This window comes from Sediminibacillus sp. JSM 1682029 (assembly GCF_041366435.1).
Lineage (GTDB): Bacteria > Bacillota > Bacilli > Bacillales > Amphibacillaceae > Sediminibacillus > Sediminibacillus terrae.
On sequence record NZ_JBEWYY010000004.1, the window covers coordinates 233,721 to 252,214 of the forward strand.

15 protein-coding genes are annotated in these 18,494 nt (G+C 40.9%); all 15 read left to right on the plus strand.

Annotated features, from left to right (window positions below; genetic code table 11):
* Window positions 1-17 precede the first annotated feature (17 nt).
* The 15 genes from ABVF09_RS09225 (at window position 18) to ABVF09_RS09295 (ending at window position 18,382) form a co-directional block, all read left to right on the plus strand.
* Window positions 18-884 carry a MurR/RpiR family transcriptional regulator gene (locus ABVF09_RS09225; protein ID WP_371069096.1) on the plus strand — a complete coding sequence of 289 codons (867 nt, stop codon included), beginning with the start codon at window positions 18-20 and terminating at the stop codon, window positions 882-884.
* Between the two features lie 442 nt (window positions 885-1,326).
* Window positions 1,327-2,130, plus strand: a complete 804-nt coding sequence (locus tag ABVF09_RS09230; protein ID WP_235162503.1) for a DeoR/GlpR family DNA-binding transcription regulator — start codon at window positions 1,327-1,329, stop codon at window positions 2,128-2,130.
* 243 nt (window positions 2,131-2,373) lie between these two features.
* Window positions 2,374-3,063, plus strand: a complete 690-nt coding sequence (gene rpe, locus ABVF09_RS09235; RefSeq protein ID WP_026772200.1) for a ribulose-phosphate 3-epimerase — start codon at window positions 2,374-2,376, stop codon at window positions 3,061-3,063.
* Between the two features lie 26 nt (window positions 3,064-3,089).
* Window positions 3,090-4,040 (plus strand): ribokinase, encoded by a 951-nt coding sequence (gene rbsK, locus ABVF09_RS09240; RefSeq protein WP_026772201.1) that lies wholly within the window; start codon window positions 3,090-3,092, stop codon window positions 4,038-4,040.
* A gap of 15 nt (window positions 4,041-4,055) precedes the next feature.
* The gene (locus ABVF09_RS09245; protein WP_202616131.1) at window positions 4,056-5,612 is read left to right on the plus strand and encodes a sugar ABC transporter ATP-binding protein; all 1,557 of its coding nucleotides are present in this window, start codon (window positions 4,056-4,058) and stop codon (window positions 5,610-5,612) included.
* A 4-nt stretch (window positions 5,613-5,616) separates the two neighbouring features.
* Entirely contained in the window at window positions 5,617-6,600 is a 984-nt protein-coding gene (locus ABVF09_RS09250) for an ABC transporter permease (protein ID WP_026571223.1), read from the plus strand.
* Window positions 6,601-6,611: 11 nt separating this feature from the next.
* Complete coding sequence (locus tag ABVF09_RS09255) at window positions 6,612-7,574, plus strand: ABC transporter permease (RefSeq protein ID WP_026571224.1); 963 nt, start codon at window positions 6,612-6,614, stop codon at window positions 7,572-7,574.
* Between the two features lie 124 nt (window positions 7,575-7,698).
* Complete coding sequence (locus ABVF09_RS09260) at window positions 7,699-8,745, plus strand: autoinducer 2 ABC transporter substrate-binding protein (protein ID WP_371069061.1); 1,047 nt, start codon at window positions 7,699-7,701, stop codon at window positions 8,743-8,745.
* A gap of 101 nt (window positions 8,746-8,846) precedes the next feature.
* Window positions 8,847-9,803: a sugar phosphate isomerase/epimerase family protein gene (locus ABVF09_RS09265; RefSeq protein ID WP_371069062.1), complete on the plus strand. Its 957-nt coding sequence runs from the start codon at window positions 8,847-8,849 to the stop codon at window positions 9,801-9,803.
* Between the two features lie 40 nt (window positions 9,804-9,843).
* Window positions 9,844-10,530 carry an L-ribulose-5-phosphate 4-epimerase gene (locus ABVF09_RS09270; protein WP_371069063.1) on the plus strand — a complete coding sequence of 229 codons (687 nt, stop codon included), beginning with the start codon at window positions 9,844-9,846 and terminating at the stop codon, window positions 10,528-10,530.
* A gap of 19 nt (window positions 10,531-10,549) precedes the next feature.
* A complete protein-coding gene (locus tag ABVF09_RS09275; protein WP_371069064.1) occupies window positions 10,550-12,223 on the plus strand; it encodes a ribulokinase in 1,674 nt (557 codons plus the stop codon).
* Between the two features lie 91 nt (window positions 12,224-12,314).
* Window positions 12,315-13,742, plus strand: coding sequence for a rhamnulokinase (gene rhaB, locus ABVF09_RS09280; protein WP_371069065.1), 1,428 nt, complete (start codon window positions 12,315-12,317; stop codon window positions 13,740-13,742).
* On the plus strand, window positions 13,739-14,992 hold the full coding sequence (gene rhaA, locus ABVF09_RS09285; protein ID WP_371069066.1) for an L-rhamnose isomerase: 1,254 nt from the start codon (window positions 13,739-13,741) through the stop codon (window positions 14,990-14,992). The genes rhaB and rhaA overlap by 4 nt, the downstream gene beginning before the upstream one ends.
* 334 nt (window positions 14,993-15,326) lie before the next feature.
* Window positions 15,327-17,396 carry a bifunctional aldolase/short-chain dehydrogenase gene (locus ABVF09_RS09290; RefSeq protein WP_371069067.1) on the plus strand — a complete coding sequence of 690 codons (2,070 nt, stop codon included), beginning with the start codon at window positions 15,327-15,329 and terminating at the stop codon, window positions 17,394-17,396.
* 224 nt (window positions 17,397-17,620) lie between these two features.
* Window positions 17,621-18,382 (plus strand): DeoR/GlpR family DNA-binding transcription regulator, encoded by a 762-nt coding sequence (locus tag ABVF09_RS09295; protein ID WP_026571231.1) that lies wholly within the window; start codon window positions 17,621-17,623, stop codon window positions 18,380-18,382.
* Window positions 18,383-18,494 lie beyond the last annotated feature (112 nt).

Genomic DNA, 18,494 nt, shown 5'->3' on the forward strand with positions numbered 1-18,494 from the left:
TGGTGAAAGAAAAAAATATGCTGACGTCCTTGTCTGGAGGGCTGGCGATGCTGAATGAAGTGAAGCACAAGCTGCCTCCATCGGAACGGAAAATAGCAGTTTTCATTTTAGAACAACCACATGAAGCGATTCACTGTACAGCGGCAGAACTGGGAGAAAGGAGCTCCACCAGCAGCGCTGCCGTCATCCGCCTCTGTAAATCCCTCGGTTTAAAGGGGTTTCAGGAACTGAAGCTTCGGATTACCGGCGACTTGCAGAAATCGCCGGATATTCAGTACAGGGATATTCATCCCGGAGAGTCTCCGGAATCGATTGTCGATAAAGTGACCAACAATAGTCTGCAGGCCATCAAAGAAACGACGGAATTCGTCAACTACGAAACGTTGGAAAAAGCGGTGTCAGCCTTGAAGAATGCCGGGAAAATACATTTTTTCGGTGTCGGCGCCTCGGGGATCATCGCGCAGGACGCCCAGCAAAAGTTTTTGCGGATGAACAAAGCGACCTCGGCCTTTACCGATATCCATAATGCGGCCATGTACATTGCCAATGTGAATCAAAACGACGTTGTTTTCGGTATTTCTTTTTCCGGAGAAACGATGGAAACAGCGAAAATGATGGAACTGGCCAAGCAAAAGGGAGCTGTCACCATCAGTTTGACCAGGTATGGAAGTTCGCCGGTTGCAGAGCACGCGGACATCAATTTGTACATTTCTGCATCAAGGGAGGTCCCGGCCCCGTTCCGGAGCGGTGCGACTTCTTCACGCCTGGCCCAGCTTCATATGATCGATATTTTATTTGTCAGTGTGGTGACAGATCAATATGACAAAGCAGCGGATTACTTTCAGGAAATCAGTACAGCGATGAATTTTTTGAAACAGCATTAGCTGCTCTTCCTCTTCTAAAAGAAAGTCCTTCATGTGAAGGGCTTTTTTAAATTGCGTGATTATAGGCATTATAGAACATTGTCTTCAATCTTAGCTGGGGGACTGTCCCCTTATAAACTAATTTATTCATGAGGGGGATAATATCTGTTATGATTATACTAGACAATGAAACGCTTACTTTTCGATGTGGGAGGAGGCTTCATGAAATGTAGAATAGAAACTGGCATCTGTGGAATCGGTTGCTATTTGCTTTGCCTAATTTTCGTTCTCTTTCTCTTTCCTTCCCATTACACACATCCTTTTATTTGAAGCAGCTGATCAAGTGATTTTAAAAACCACAAAATAATCCACAATAAACAACATCATATTGTTGAATTTTTGTTGGTTTTAGATATAATATAGTTGGGATTATTAATAAAATACAAACCAAAGGTTGGGTAAAATGTTCGATTATACAGAAGATATGAAAGAAAAGTTGTCCTTCTTTAATGAAAGACAACAAAAAATCACTGAAATGGTAGATAAAAGCGGCTCATTAAGAGTTGCCGATTTGAGTAAACAATTTAATGTCAGTGAGGAAACAATTAGACGTGACTTTGAAAAGTTAGAAGCACAGGGATTGTTAAACAGGATTCATGGGGGAGCAGTTAGAATAGAACAAAAGTCGGAAATACCGATTCCAAAGCGAAGAGCTAAAAATATTGAGGAAAAAGAAATGATTGCGGCTAAGGCGGCTTCTTATGTAGAAGATGGGGATATTATAGCGATGGACGCTAGTACAACGACTTTAATTATGACCAAGTATATAAAAGGAAAAAGTCTGACTGTAATAACTAATTCGATCGGCGTTTCTTTGGAATTTGCACAAGAAAGTGATATAAGAGTAATTCTTATTGGTGGTTATCTTGCTGAAAGTTCCATGTCGTTGGTAGGTAACTTTGCTGAAAGAGTAATTCAGGATTATCATGTTGATAAATTCTTTTTTTCGTGTTTAGGAGTGGATTTCAAAAGAGGCGTCAGTGAGATCCATGAAGACCAGGCCCTTGTGAAAAAGCAGCTGATTTCCATCTCAGAGGAGCTATTTTTATTGGCTGATTATAGTAAATTCGGAGAAAAATCCCTGTTTCGTTTATGTGATATAACAGAGGCTGATTATTTAATCACAGATAATAAAGTTCCGATAAATACTATAAGAGAATTAAATAATCTGGGAGTAACCGGAATAGTTGGAGAGAAAAGCGATTAGCTTTTCTCTTTTTTTTACCTAATTTTGGTTTAACAACATCTCGACCCCTGATAATGTTGATATTCAAAAATAATTATCAAATAATCCACAAAAAAATGTTGAAAACCAAAAACTTGCTTGTTATAATTGATGCAATCAACTAAATAAGAAAACAGGAAAAATTTTTCCGGACTAATGAATGCGATTACAATTATCTAAAAATTCAATCAACGACATGGTCATGGTCGTTCAGGAGGGAATACAATGGCAGCTATAGGTCCTTCATTAATGTGTGCGGATATGGGCACACTCCGAGATACAGTTAAGAGACTTGATCAAGCACCTGTAGATTTTTTTCACTTTGATATTATGGATGGCTTATTTGTTCCTAACTTCACGATGGGACCAGATATGATAAATAACTTAAGACCTCATACGAATAAGTTATTTGATGCCCATTTAATGATTGAGGAACCTGAAAGATACATAGATTTATTTGCCGATGCGGGTTGCGATATGATTTCTGTTCATACAGAGGCTACGATTCATTTACAGCGTACGCTTCAAAAAATCAAAAATCGAGGTTTAAAGGCAGGAGTAGCCTTAAACCCTGCTACTCCGCTCAATTGTTTGGAGTATGTCTGGGATACAGTCGATTATATTGTGGTTATGACAGTGAATCCGGGTTTCGCTGGTCAAAAGTTCATTCCAATGACATTAAAAAAAATTTCCATGCTAAACGAGTTGATAAGAGAAAGCGGCAGAAATATTGATATCCAAGTGGATGGAAATATCAGCTATGAAATTATTCCAGAAGTGTTGGAAAGAGGAGCAGAAATGCTAGTATGCGGTACATCCTGCTTATTTAGAAAAAATGAGACTCTTGAGCATGCAACAGCGAATTTACAAAGATTTTTACAAGACTTTGAGGAAAAGAATCTGGCCAATTCCTAACTTAAGATAGAAAGAGATGATATCAGATGAGCATAACCGTGGTTGGAAGCATCAATATTGATATAGTCGCTCAAACAGACCGCTATCCTTCTAGAGGGGAAACAATTTTCGGAAAAAAAATAGATTATCTTTCTGGGGGAAAAGGGGCAAACCAAGCCACCTCTGTTGCTAAATTGGGAAAACAAGTAAGCATGATTGGTGCTGTAGGCAATGATTTTCATGGGGATAAATTAGTGGATACCTTAAAAGAACGGAAAGTCAACACTGAGTTTATAAAACGATCCCAAATCCTTGCAACTGGCACAGCGATCATAACGATAGACCAGACGGCAGAAAATACCATGCTCGTATTAAAAAGTGCTAATGACGATTTACTTCCGGAAGATATTGAAAGCGCATTCGCGAAGATGGCACATAGTGAAGTGTTACTAGTACAAATGGAGGTACCACAGGAAACTGTAATTAGGGCGATGGAGCTCGCTAAGAAGAGAGGGATGTATGTAATTTTAGATCCTGCTCCTGCTGAAGGGATTACGGTTAAAGCCTTGGATTATGCTGATGTCATTACGCCGAATAGACAAGAGACCAAGCATATGATTGGAATCGATGTTATTGATATCGAGACTGCCGTTGACGCTGGTAGAACTTTTGAAAAAATGGGTGTCAAAAATTCGATTTTAAAGATGGCGGATAAAGGATGCGTTGTCTACCAAAATGGAAAGTGGGAGCACCTGCCATCTATACCGGTGACCCCGCTAGATACTGTAGGCGCGGGCGACTCGTTTGCTGGTGCACTGGCATGTGCGATTTCTGACGGATATGACCTTATAGAAGCAGCTAAATTCGCCTCCATTGTAGGTGCTTTGAAAGTTACGAAGCTAGGTGCACAATCAGGAATTCCAACACTTGAAGAAGTAGATGCTTTTTGTAAGGAGCGAGGCCTGAGCTATTACGGGCTGGAAGAGAAAACGTTCTAAAAGGAGGTAGTCAAGTTGAGTGATTATATTTTACAGATGAAAAACATTAGCAAGACATTCCCCGGAGTAAAAGCACTTGATAATGTTGAACTGGAAGTAAAGAAAGGAGAGGTCCATGCTTTAATAGGGGAAAATGGCGCAGGGAAATCAACCTTAATCAAAATCTTGGCAGGTATTCATAAACCGGATCCAGGGGCGAAATTTTACTTCGAAGGAGAAGAAGCGAAGATTAACAAGCCGATTGATGCAACTTTAAAAGGCGTTTCGATAATTTATCAGGATTTAAGCCTTTTTCCTAACCTTTCAGTAGCAGAAAACATTTATATCGGTCAGGACAGCAATAAGAAACCATGGAAAAAAATAAACTGGAAAAACATCAAAAAAACAGCGGAAAGAGCACTTGAAGAGCTGGAGGTAGATATTGATCCGAATACTACTGTAGAGCGTTTAAGTATTGCACAACAACAGCTTGTGGAAATAGCGAGAGCACTGGCTTTTGAAGCAAAGCTAATTGTCATGGACGAGCCTACTTCTGCCTTATCGTCAAGTGAAGTAGAGAAGCTGTATAGGGTTGTGGATAAGCTAAGCAGCAGAGGGATTTCTATTATCTTTATCAGCCATAAACTGAAAGAATTATTTAGAGTTTCAGATCGATTTACTGTTTTACGGGATGGCAAGTATGTAGGTTCCTATCAAACAGAAGAGATAGATGAGTCTAAGTTGATCAATCTAATGGTAGGAAGAGATGTTTCTTATGAAAAGAATGAAAAGGAAGTCGAAACAGGGGAAACAATATTCCAAATTAGCAACTTTTCTAAACAAGGAAACTTTAAAGACATCTCCTTTTCCCTGAAAAAAGGAGAAGTTCTTGGGATTACCGGGTTGGTTGGTTCGGGGCGGACTGAGTTAGCTCAAGCCATTTTTGGAGTAAACAAACCGGATAGTGGTGAACTGAAGATATACGGAAATGATGTGCAAATCCGTTCATCAGCAGATGCTGTAAAGAAAGGTGTGGCCTACATACCTGAAGCCCGGCAAACTCAAGGATTAGTGTTGGAACAGTCTATAATCAACAATATTTCGCTGCCTATTCTTAATAGAATGAGAAATAAGCTGAAGTTGATAGATAGAAAATCAGAAGTTCAACTGGCTGAACAATACATTAAGTCACTGGATGTGCGTCCTGCGCTTCCTGATTTACCGGCCTCGAAGCTCTCTGGTGGAAACCAACAAAAAGTGGTAATTGGTAAGTGGCTTTCCGCACAACCTAAAATACTTATTATTGATGAGCCGACAAATGGTATAGATATTGGAGCAAAAACGGAAATCCATAAATTACTTAGAAGATTGGCAAACGACGGAATTGGCGTCATCATGATATCCTCCGAACTTCCGGAAATTTTAGCAGTCAGTGACAGAGTTTTAGTGATGAGACAGGGAAGGATATCCGGTGAATTAGGTATCAAAGAGGCAACCCAGGAAAAAATCATGAGTTATGCATTGAATTCGGGGAACAAGGATGAGTCATCTGAAGTGTTAAATGAACCAAATCAGGTAAGCCAGGGGGTATGAAACGATGAAAGAATTGCTGAAACAAAAGGAAATAAGTATCTTAGCAATAATCCTTTTAATAGGAGCCGTTCTATCCTTTGTCAGCCCGGTATTTTTAACGATAGGAAATTTCCTGGACATAATCGAAGGAAATGTAGTTCTAGGGATATTGGCAATAGGAATGACGTTGATCATCATTACCAGTGATATCGACGTATCTGTGGCAGCAGTGACTACTGCAGTTGCGGTCTCAATTGGCTATCTGTTTACTTATCTGCCGGATAGCTGGATTTCTGTTCTGCTATTGTTCCTGATAGCACCTGTAATAGGTTTGGTTATGGGATTAGTAAATGGTTTACTCGTATCTATCATCGAGATACCGGCAATCGTTGTGACACTCGGAACCTTGAATATCATTGCAGGGATAGTTTTGTATATCACCAATGGCAACTATATTAATAGCACGAGCTTCCCCAAGTCTTTTATGGAATTTGCAAACTATGAGTTGTTGGGAATACCAATCTTGATATATTTACTTGCAATAGTAGCGATTGGAACCTGGTACATTTTGAAGCACACATTAATTGGCAGGTCCGTGTTAGCTATAGGCGGAAATACACAATCGTCCGTAAGAGTTGGAATTGATTATAAAAAAGTAAAACTATTTGTTTTCGCGTATATGGGCGTCTTGGCCGGCATCGCAGCAATTGCACAAACAGCTTATACAAAAGCTGTAGATCCTAACGGCATGCTGGGGCTGGAACTGACTGTAATTGCTGCAGTAGTATTAGGCGGAGCGAATATTCATGGCGGTAGAGGTTCGGTTCATGGGACTCTGTTGGGTGTATTGTTACTGGCTATAATGCAAAATGGCATGATATTGGCAAGAATTGATACCTATTGGCAAAACGTAGTTACTGGCGCCATTATCGTTATAGCTGTTTCATATGATCACATAAGCTATAAGAGATCTCAGGATAAACTAGCAAAAATAGAAGTCGAGGCATAGGAGGTCCAAGGATGAAACTTTCAAAAGAAAGTATTTTAGGATTAATCGCTCTTGGGACATTTTTATTACTAGCACTTATAGCCCCTGGATTTTTATCTTCAAACAACATAACAAGTATGATGTTTCAACTGCCAGAATTCGGGCTGATTGCTCTGGCGATGATGGTAGTAATCGTCACCGGCGGAATCGATCTTTCTATAACTTATATAGCTGCATTATCTGGTGTGGGGGCAGCTTTGATGCTGACAAATGGGTATGGAATGCTACCTGCCATCATTGTAGCAATACTTTTTGCACTAGCTTGTGGTGCATTCAACGGTTTTGTTATATCGAAAATCGGGGTTTCTCCCATCTTGGTGACGTTAGGGACAATGGTCTTATTCGAAGGGATTATCTTGGCCATAACAAAAGGAAATTCTATTTCAGGATTTAGTGATGGATATAGCCTAATAGGCAATGGGTATTACCTGGGGCTTGTCCCGCTTTCGATAGTTATATTTGTCCTATTTGCCATTATAACCGCCATATTGCTTAGCAAAACTAGCTGGGGAAGAAGCGTGTATATGTATGGAAGCAATGAAACCGCCACATTATTTTCTGGAGTGAAAAACAGCAGAGTGCTCATGAAGGTGTATTTATATGCATCCTTGCTGGCAGCCATATCTGCTATCATCATGACCTCTCGTTATAATTCCGTCAAAGTGGATTTAGGTTCATCCTATCTACTACAATCCGTCGCAGCAGCTGTATTGGGCGGAACAAACATACATGGCGGATATGGAAAGGTTATTGGTACTGTCTATGCAGTCATGATTTTCCAATTCATACGCAATGGGTTAAATTTGCTAGGGTTCCATTCTTCCCTTGTTGACGTGGTAATAGGTGCCATTTTGATTCTAGTCCTTGCGATGAATTTCTTCTCAGATAAATTTAAAAAGGCAGCGGAAACAAGAAAAGCAGAAAAGGCTGCCTAAACCGAAAGGGTATATGGCATTCATTGTAAGCGATTACGCGATTTGGATATTATCCTGGATTATCTAGGTAATATAAATTAAATCATTATAACTAAGGGGGACATGAACGATGAAGAAGTTGTATTTGTTATTAATTGCTGCTCTGTTATTGGTTGGTATTTTAGCTGGTTGTGTTGCCGAGAACAGTGGCAGCTCAGATAGCGAGGGAGAAGCTGAAGCAGGAGGCGCGGAAGGTGAGTCTGCTGGAGGAGAAGAGGGTCTGGATATAGCGGTGGTGCCTAAGTTAGTTGGCATTCCTTACTTCAATGCATCCGAATCGGGAGCAAATGAAGCTGGTGAAGATTTGGAAGGAGTCAATGTTAATTATACAGGTCCTACACAAGCAGATGCCTCTGCACAAGTAAAAGTAATTGAAGATCTTATCTCTAAGAACGTCGATGTCATAGCAGTTGCACCGAATGATCCGGCCTCTGTAGAACCGGTATTGAAGAAAGCGAAAGAGAGTGGCATCCATGTAATGGACTGGGACACTCCAGCGGATAAAGAATTAGTAGATCTTTCCGTAAAACAAGTTGATGATGAAGAGTTCGGACGCCATATGGCACAAAAACTAGTAGAAGCAATGGGCACTGAGGAAGGAGAGATAGCCATTTTGACAGGAGGACTGTCTGCAGCCAACTTAAATTTGTGGATTGAAGCAGCCCAAAAAGAATTCGATGAAAATTATCCTGGAATAGAAATAGTATCTGAAAAAATTCCTACAGATGAAAAGCAACAGGTTGCTTACCAAAAAACCTTGGACTTACTGAAATCTTATCCTGACCTTAAAGGTGTGTTGGCTGTTTCTACACCGGCTCCCCTAGGCGCAGCACAAGCAGTGCAGGAAGAAGGTTTGCAAGATGAAGTATCCGTAGTAGGTTCTGCACTTCCTACTGATTCCGCTCCATTCCTAGAAGACGGATCACTTGATACTGCAGTTCTATGGGATCCGGGTAAATTGGGCTATCTAACCGTTGCATTAGGACAAATGCTGGCAGAAGGCGAAATGCCAGAAGATGGACAGGAAATTGAAGGTGTTGGAGAAATTACGGTGAAAGAAGATGGGAAAACGGTGATTATGGGACCTCCGGCTGACTTCACAAAAGAAAATGCAGCTGACTTTGATTTTTAATTAGTACATCTAAAAGAAAAGGGCCGGCTACTAGTAATATTAATACTTTTGGCCGGGCTCTTTTTCTCTTCTGGACGTTTAATCGTGAAGGAGGAACTAATTTGAAAAAACAAAACTACGAACTTAAAACTGAAAGAATAAATAAAGCTTTTCAAAGATTGAAGGAAGAGCAGCCTGAGAAAATGGAAACCAGGTTGAACTTATCATGGAGTAACTGGGGATTCGGGCTGGAGTCCCTTGAAGAGTCTGTAAAAAGACTAAAAAACGCAGGTATTGATTACATCGAATTACACGGTAACCATTATGGTGCTGATTTTGGGTACAAAACAGATGAGACGCTAGATATTCTGCACCACTATGACATGAAAGTGTCAGGTGTTTGTGGCATGTTTTCTGCTGAAAATGATCTTTCTAGCAATGTCCCGATGAAAAGACAAGCAGCCATTGAATATATTAAGAGAGAACTAGATTTTGCACATGCTGTGAATGGGGATTACTTGTTGGTTGTGCCTGGAGCTGTCGGACGTCCCAATGCTTATGATGAGACGGAGTTTGATAGAAGTGTTGAAACACTTGGTGGCTTAGGGAATTTGTTCATCGAAAAGGGGATCAAAGCAGCTATAGAACCGGTAAGAGCAGCGGAGGTTAGTTTGGTACATACTGTCGGAGAGGCGAAAACATACATTGAGGCAATTAATCATAAAGGCATTGGTCATATAAACGGTGATATTTATCATATGCAGTCAGAGGAAGCACATATAGGGGAAGCAATTTTAGAAGCCGGGGATCAACTAGTGAACTTGCATCTGGCCGATAGCAATCGAGGAGCTCTTGGGGAAGGATTTATGGATATTGATACGATTATTATGTCACTTTATCTGATCGGATTTAATCAGCCAGGAAAGTACGTAACACCTGAACCTCTTGGACCAGGGGGAGATCCTTATCCGGCGATGAATGCAAAGCCAGATAAACAAAAACTGGATTTTTTAGTAAACCAAACTTCAAGTTACTTTAGAGAGCGTGAGAAGGAATTATTGAGCATGAATAGAGGATAGTCTCCTCTGGCATGATTTAAGTAGGAAGGTGTTGTTTCGTTTGCTGGAAAAATTAAAAGAAAAGGTTTTGCAGGCAAATATGGCATTAGAAGACTTTAATTTGGTTACTTTCACTTGGGGAAATGCCAGTGGAATTGATAGGGACAGTGGGTTGGTTGTTATTAAACCAAGTGGTGTCCCCTATAAAAATCTTACCAAAGAAAAGCTTGTAGTACTAAATATGGAGGGGCATGTGATGGAGGGTGACTTAAGACCGTCATCAGATTTGCCCACCCATATCGAACTTTATAAATCGTTTCCTGAAATTGGTGGGATTGTCCATACTCATTCTCCTTGGGCTACTATTTGGGCACAAGCTGGGAAATTCATCCCGCCGTTAGGAACAACACATGCTGATTACTTTTATGGCTCTATTCCTTGTACCAGAGCATTGACAGCAACAGAAATAAACCGAAACTATGAGCAGGAAACCGGAAAACTGATTGTGGAGACTTTTAAAGATATAGATTACCGTCGGGTTCCAAGCGTTTTGGTTAACAGCCATGCCCCTTTCAATTGGGGAGCAGATCCCCAAGAGGCTGTCCACAATGCAGTGGTTCTGGAAGAAGTATCAAAAATGGCCTTCCATTCTCTTCAAATAAACAATGGGCTGGGACCTATGGATCAAGTTCTGTTAGATAAACATTATTTAAGAAAACATGGAGTAAATGCATATTATGGCCAGTAGAGGATAAGGAGGCGCAATGATGACTGAAAAGTATGCGATTGGGGTCGATTATGGTACTGAATCAGGACGTGCAGTACTCGTCGCGTTATCGGACGGGAGAGAACTAGAAGAACATGTAACGCCTTATCCACATGGTGTTATTGATAATAAATTGCCTGTTTCAGGGATTAAACTAGACCATGAATGGGCACTGCAACATCCAGGCGATTATATAGAAGTTTTAAAAAAGTCTGTTCCGGCAGTCCTCAAAAAATCCGGAGTGGCACCCCAGGATGTTATCGGGGTGGGGATAGATTTCACGGCATGTACAATGCTTCCAATAGATGCGAATGGGGATCCGCTTTCCTTCCATCCAGAATTGCAGGATAACCCTCATAGCTGGGTGAAATTATGGAAGCATCATGCTGCACAAAAGGAGGCTAATCAACTAAATGAGATAGCATCAGAAAGGGGCGAGGCATTTTTATCTAGATACGGTGGCAAGATATCATCTGAATGGATGATTGCAAAAGCTTGGCAAATCTTGAATGAAGCTCCGGACATTTATGACAAGGCAGATAAATTTGTAGAAGCAGCAGATTGGGTAGTTTCGAAGATGACGAAAACCTTTGTCCGAAACAGTTGCACAGCTGGCTATAAAGCAATGTGGCACAAACAAGAGGGCTACCCGGATAAAGAATTCTTTCGTGCTCTTGACCCTGGATTAGCGGACTTGACGGACACCAAGTTAAAAGGGAAAGTTGAACCACTTGGTTCGAAGGCTGGAGTATTGTCAGAGGAGATGGCTGCTTTTACTGGCTTGTGTGCTGGAACTTCAATAGCTGTAGGGAATGTCGATGCTCATGCATCCGTGCCAGCGATAGGAGTAGTGTCACCAGGGAAGATGGTAATGGCAATGGGCACCTCCATTTGCCATATGCTCTTGGGGACAGAGGAAAAAGATATTGAAGGTGTGTGCGGAGTAGTAGAAGATGGAATCATTCCTGGTTATTATGGCTACGAGGCAGGGCAGTCAGCTGTCGGAGATATCTTTGCCTGGTACGTAAAAGAAGGCGTGCCTGCTTATGTTCTGGAGACAGCAGAGAAAGAAGGAATGAACGTTCATCAATGGTTAGAAAAAGAAGCTAGTAAATATAAACCAGGTGAGACAGGGTTGCTTGCCCTCGACTGGTGGAATGGAAATAGGTCAGTACTAGTAGACACACAATTAAGCGGTTTACTGATAGGAGCAACCCTTCAAACTAAACCGGAAGAAATTTACAGAGCACTTTTGGAATCAACAGCATTTGGAACAAGAAAAATTATCGAAGCTTTCCATAGTAACGGCATTTCCGTTGATGAACTATATGCATGTGGTGGATTACCGCAAAAAAACAAGTTATTAATGCAAATTTATGCAGATGTAACGAACCGAACCATTACACTAGCTGATTCTAAGCATACTCCTGCAGTTGGAGCAGCTATGTTTGGAGCAGTAGCAGCCGGAAAACAGAATGGCGGTTTTTCCACCATTGTGGAAGCTGCAAACAAAATGGCTAGAGTAAAAGAAGAAAAAATAATTCCTATTCCAAAAAATGTGGAAGTCTACGAAAGACTTTTCAGAGAATATGAAAAGCTGCACGATTACTTTGGCAGGGGACAAAATAATATAATGAAAGAATTGAAGAGTCTGAGAGAGAATGTTCCAATTTAAATAATTCGAGGAAGTGGAATAATCTCATCCCAAGAGATGGTTTTATTTCCCTATATCAACTAGTTAAGCGCTTTCGACAGGAGGTGTAGTAATGAGCAAATGCAGTATAGCCGTTGATATTGGTGCATCAAGTGGAAGGCTTATTGCTGGATGCCTGCAGGATAATAACCTTAAGTTGAAGGAAATACACCGGTTTGACAACAATTTGATTATAAAAGACGGTCATTATTGTTGGGATGTTCATGCTTTATACAACGAAATTATAACGGGAATCCGCATTTGCAGGGATAGGGGCTTACATCCTGAAAGTATCGGAATTGATACTTGGGCAGTTGATTTTGTTTTATTAGATGAAAAAAATCGATTACTTACAGATGCTATTGCTTACCGCGATGCTAGAACGGACGGAATGATGGAGGAAGTTTTTCACTTCATTAGCAAAGAGCGTCTGTATTTGGAAACTGGAATACAGTTTCAAAAATTCAACACAATTTATCAATTATACTCTCTAAAAAAGAGTAATCCGGAAGTTCTGGAGCAAGCGACCTCTTTTCTGATGCTTCCTGATTACTTCAACTACCTATTGACCGGAAAGAAAGTAAATGAATATACGAATGCTACCTCTACTCAGTTAGTAAATGCCTTTACGAAAAAGTGGGACAATGATTTATTGGATTTGCTTGGTATAAACAAAGAAATGTTCTTAGAAATAAAACCAGCAGGATCAATACTGGGAGATATGGAAACAGAGCTATCAAAAGAGCTTGGTATAGATATGAAGGTGATCCTCCCTGCCACCCATGATACCGGTTCTGCTGTGGTTGCCGTTCCTGAGGTGGATGATACGGTATATATAAGTTCTGGGACTTGGTCACTGATTGGTGTCGAGAATCCGTTTCCTATCTGTATTACAAAAGCGTTGGACTATAACTTTACTAACGAAGGTGGTTTAAGTTATCAGTACCGTTTTTTGAAAAATGTGATGGGATTATGGATGATTCAGGAAGTCAAGAGGAACTACAACGATCAATATAGTTTTTCGGAGTTAGTGGAGTTAGCAGCCAAAGCCTCCGAATTCAGAGCAAAGATAAATGTGGATAATGATCGTTTTCTGAAACCGGAAAACATGATAGAAGAAATTCAAAAGGTGTGTCGGGAGACAAATCAAGAGGTACCTGAAACACCTGGTGAGGTAGCGAAATGCGTCTTTGATAGTTTAGGAGATAGCTACCAAAAAGCTATTAATCAAATTGAAGAAATATATGAAAAAGAATTTAACAAAATCAATATTATCGGGGGCGGCAGCCAGAATGAAATGTTAAATCAGTTGATCGCTGATAAAACAGGAAAAGAAGTTATAGCAGGGCCGGTAGAGGCAACGGCGATTGGTAACCTTGTTTCTCAGCTAATCACACTAGGAAAAATAAAGGATATCGACGAGGCAAGAAACATTATTGGCCAATCCTTTGAGCTTAAGGGATATACGGCAACCGGACGAGAGGAGGAGAGTGTAACATGATTATAAAAGAGCAATACAAAATGGCGAAAGAGGCATATGAGAGGTGGGGAATAGATGTCGAGGGAGCATTAGATAAATTGCAAAAAATCCCTATTTCGATTCACTGTTGGCAAGGGGATGACGTCAGTGGATTTGAAGTAAATAAGCAGGAACTCTCCGGAGGAATAGATGTAACAGGAAATTATCCCGGTAAAGCTAAAACACCGGAGCAATTAAGGGGAGATTTAGAAAAGGCTCTTTCACTTATACCAGGGAAACACCGAGTAAACCTGCATATGATTTATGCGGAAACTAATGGAGAAGTTGTGGAACGGGATCAGCTGGAACCGAAGCATTTTGAAAACTGGGTGAACTGGGCGAAGGAGAATGGATTAGGGTTAGATTTCAACCCGACACTATTTTCTCATCCAAAAGCGGCGGATGGCTTGACACTGGCACATCCGGATAAAGAGATACGCGATTACTGGATCAGACATTGCATCGCCAGCCGCAAGATTGCGGAGTATTTCGGTAAAGAACTTGGTACACCTGCTTTAACAAATATTTGGATTCCGGATGGTTACAAGGATATCCCTAGTGACCGTTTAACTCCCAGACAACGTTTAAAAGAGTCGCTCGATGAGATATTTGCTGTTGAAATTGATGAAAAATATAATGTCGATGCTGTGGAAAGCAAGCTGTTCGGCATCGGTTCTGAAGCATATGTTGTCGGTTCCCATGAATTTTACTTAGGATACGCTTTAAAGAATAATAAACTGTGCTTGCTGGACACTGGACATTACCATCCAACAGAAGTGGTCTCCAATAAAATATCGGCGATGCTTTTGTATAGTGATCAACTGGCACTGCACGTATCGAGGCCAGTCCGCTGGGATAGCGATCATGTTGTCATATTTGATGATGAGTTGAAAGAAATTGGTTTAGAAATTGTCCGAAACGATGCCCTTGATAAAGTAAGAATAGGATTAGACTTCTTTGATGCAAGTATTAACCGAGTTGCTGCATGGACCATCGGGACCCGTAACATGATTAAAGCTTTGTTATATGCACTGCTTCATCCAAACGAGCACTTAAAACAGTTACAGGAAGAAGGCAACTTTACGGAACGCTTGGCTTTAATGGAAGAATTTAAGACCTATCCATTCGGTGCAATTTGGGATTATTATTGTGAAAAAATGGGAGTGCCTGCAAAAGAAACATGGCTGGAAGATATCAAGCAATATGAAAACGAGGTTTTGCTGAAGAGATAATATACATGCGGATCAGCGGAAGATGAAGCTGGTCCGTTTTTTGTTGGCGACTTTCAGAAGGGATGGCGTGTTCTCATAAATTCTATTAATAGAAGCTTATTTTGCAAAAAACAAATGTTTGTTTATGTTGTTTTTTTCATAGCAAATCCAAACGTTCAACTGCTGAGATTTCCGTTTTTTACGTTGCACGTGGCATATGTATCGACTGTTAAATAGGTGTATACTTATCAATCAAAACAAAAACAAACAAAAATAAAAAATACTATTCAAAAATAAACAAACGTATGTTAAGATTAAAGCAGAAAAATAAACAAACCGAACAGAGGAGGAATTAATGTTGGTACAAAATCGATGGGATGCAAGTAAAACAAATGATGAAAGCGGTTTAGAAGAATTGGTGTATCGCTCCAATTTATTGGGATCAGATCGATCTGTTGCCAACTGGGGTGGCGGAAATACTTCAACAAAATCCATAGAAACCGACTTCCGGGGTAACGAAATCGAAGTCATGTGGGTGAAAGGAAGTGGTTCAGATTTAGCCGCAATGGGCGCGAAAAACTTCACAGGATTGAAAATGGACGACATCCGCCCCTTAATGAAAAAAAACGATATGACAGATGAGGAGATGGTCAGCTACTTAGCACACTGTATGATTGATGCCAAACATCCTCGTTCCTCCATTGAAACATTGCTACATGCATTTTTACCATTTAAACATGTAGATCATACACATCCCGATGCAATTATCAGCATTGCCTGTGCAGACAATGGAAAAGCAGTCGCAGAAGAAATATATGGTAACCGTTTTGTTTGGGTTCCATACATTCGTCCTGGCTTCAAGTTGTCCAAAATGATTGCAGCAGGAGTCCAAAACAATCCTAGTGCTGAATTGGTAATCATGGAAAAGCATGGATTGGTGACGTGGGGCGAAACCTCAAAAGAAAGTTATGATAAAACAATTTCTGTCATTCAGGAAGCGGAAGACTACATTGAAGCAAAAGCAAAGGATCAAACACTGTTCGGTGGACAGAAATATCAGTCTTTGCCAGTGGATGAAAGAAAAGAAATCTTTGCAAAAGTGCTTCCAGTTGTCCGTGGCCAAGTAAGCGGAAACAAAAAGATGCTGGTTACATATGACGACAGTGAGGATGTTTTGAACTTTGTAAACAGCGAAAATGCAAAAGATTTATCACAAGTCGGTGCGGCATGTCCGGATCACCTAGTGCATACGAAACGAACGCCTTTATTCATTGAATGGGACCCCAGCAGCAAAGATGCAGACGCTCTGATAGAAAGCGTGAAAGCTGGTATCGCTTCCTTTCAGAAAGAATATGAAGCATATTTTGAAAGAAATAAATCGGAGGGGGACCAAATCGTGGAAACAGCCCCTCGGGTAGTGTTGATTCCAGGACTCGGCATGATCAATACGGGCAAAAGCTGGACTGCAGCCAATGTCAGTGATTCCCTTTACCACCGTGCGATTTCTGTGATGAGAGGATCTACCACTCTTGGAAACTTCGTATCTCTTAATGAAGAAGAGTCATTTGCGATTGAATACTGGCCGCTTGAACTGTACAAACTCAGCCTTGCACCGCCAGAAGCGGAATTTTCCCGCCAGGTAGCATTCGTAACTGGCGGAGCCGGCGGAATCGGAAGTGCTGCTTGTCATCGACTTGTCTCTGAAGGTGCCCACGTCGTGGTAGCTGATATCAATCTGGAGGGGGCAGAGGAGCTTGCCGTTCAAATCAACGATCGATTCGGTGAAAACCGTGCCATTGCCGTGAAAATGGATGTTACAAAGGAAGAAGAAGTAACGGCTGCAATTCAAGATTCCGTTTTAACTTATGGCGGGTTGGACATTGTTGTCAATAATGCTGGATTGGCAAGTTCAAGTCCTTTTGAAGAAACAACGATGGATAAGTGGAACCTGAATATGAATGTATTGGTAACCGGCTACTTCCTGGTTGCCAGAGAAGCGTTCAAGTTGATGAAAGATCAGGCAATCGGTGGAAGCATGGTTTTCGTTGGCTCAAAAAATTCCATCTATGCAGGCAAAAATGCTGCAGCCTACAGCACGGCTAAAGCAGCGGAAGTCCATCTTGCCCGCACTGTGGCTGCTGATGGAGGTCGATACGGTATCCGTGTTAATTCCGTCCTTCCTGATGCCGTTATCCGTGGTTCAAAAATATGGGATTCTGAGTGGAAAGAAGAAAGAGCTTCCTCTTATGGAATTGAGACAGACGACTTAGAAGAACATTATCGAAAACGTACCATTTTGAACGTCAACATACTGCCGCATGACATTGCAGAGTCGATCGCGTTCCTTGCTTCTTCCAAGTCAGCTAAGACTACTGGATGTATGGTGACAGTAGATGGCGGAGTAGCAGCAGCATTTACAAGATAAAGGTAACTCATGGAGGGCGCTGCGGGGTAACAGCATTTATTCCGGTGTAACCGTCCCTGTCTATCCTGCTTAAAAAAGAAAAATGAGATATTAAACTGGAAATTTGGGAGGGGCAAGTAAATGGAAGCCCCCTCTATGTCCTGTTGCGGATCCGTATTTTCCTGTTTAAAATGAGGAGTAAATTAAACCGTCGTATAGAGAGGGCATGAAAGTAGGGGTAGGAAGTGTTAGTTGCAGAGAGGCAACAAAAGATAGTAGAGGTCGTAAATGAACGTAAAAGTATCCGTGTTTCCGAGCTCAGTCGTATATTTTCGGTTACAGAAGAGACAATCCGCAGAGATTTGGAAAAGTTGGAGACAGAGCAGAAGTTGTCAAGAAGCCATGGAGGGGCTGTAAGCATAATCCCGGATGAATCTCCAGAACTTTCATTTTCCGAAAGAGAAATAACCAACGTTAAAGAAAAGAAGGAAATTGCTAATGAGGCAGCAAAACATGTCATCGAAGGAGATAAAATCATGCTGGATGCCAGTACAACTGCATGGTATTTGGCAAAAGCCCTACCTGATATTCCGGTTACAGTCCTTACGAATTCGATTAAAGTAGCGATGGAACTTAGCAGCAGGAAAGAAGTAACTGTAATCTCAACAGGCGGTACATTGCTGTCTAAATCACTTTCCTACGTCGGACCTTTGGCTGAATCTTCTTTGGATACTTATCATGTAAATAAAGCATTTATTTCTTGTAAAGGGTTCCACCTCGATAAAGGAATCAGTGAGTCAGACGAACAACAGGCAAGAATCAAGAAAAAAATGATGGATAACGCTGACTCTGTTTTTATTATGATTGACCATAGTAAATTCGGTGTGAGGGCTTTTTCCCGGCTTAGCGGTGTAGAAGCTATTGACCATGTTATAACAGATGGAAATGTGGATGCAGCAATCTTGCAGCAATTGTCTGACAAATCATTGAATTTAATTAAAGTATAATAAGTGCTCGGAAAATGGCAGTGGTTTTTTATGGATAAGAAAAAGTAAGAGTCTGTCTCCTAGGGAAATGACCACCAGCCAGCAACGGAGTTTAAGGAAGGGATATTGAGAA

Excerpts from the sequence above, each read along its gene's own strand:
- ABVF09_RS09225 (WP_371069096.1), top strand. The coding sequence starts at position 18 with ATGCTGACGTCCTTGTCTGGAGGGCTGGCGATGCTGAATGAAGTGAAG.
- ABVF09_RS09275 (WP_371069064.1), top strand. The coding sequence starts at position 10,550 with ATGACTGAAAAGTATGCGATTGGGGTCGATTATGGTACTGAATCAGGA.
- ABVF09_RS09230 (WP_235162503.1), top strand. The coding sequence starts at position 1,327 with ATGTTCGATTATACAGAAGATATGAAAGAAAAGTTGTCCTTCTTTAAT.
- rhaB (WP_371069065.1), top strand. The coding sequence starts at position 12,315 with ATGAGCAAATGCAGTATAGCCGTTGATATTGGTGCATCAAGTGGAAGG.
- ABVF09_RS09290 (WP_371069067.1), top strand. The coding sequence starts at position 15,327 with ATGTTGGTACAAAATCGATGGGATGCAAGTAAAACAAATGATGAAAGC.
- rhaA (WP_371069066.1), top strand. The coding sequence starts at position 13,739 with ATGATTATAAAAGAGCAATACAAAATGGCGAAAGAGGCATATGAGAGG.
- ABVF09_RS09250 (WP_026571223.1), top strand. The coding sequence starts at position 5,617 with ATGAAAGAATTGCTGAAACAAAAGGAAATAAGTATCTTAGCAATAATC.
- ABVF09_RS09255 (WP_026571224.1), top strand. The coding sequence starts at position 6,612 with ATGAAACTTTCAAAAGAAAGTATTTTAGGATTAATCGCTCTTGGGACA.
- rbsK (WP_026772201.1), top strand. The coding sequence starts at position 3,090 with ATGAGCATAACCGTGGTTGGAAGCATCAATATTGATATAGTCGCTCAA.
- rpe (WP_026772200.1), top strand. The coding sequence starts at position 2,374 with ATGGCAGCTATAGGTCCTTCATTAATGTGTGCGGATATGGGCACACTC.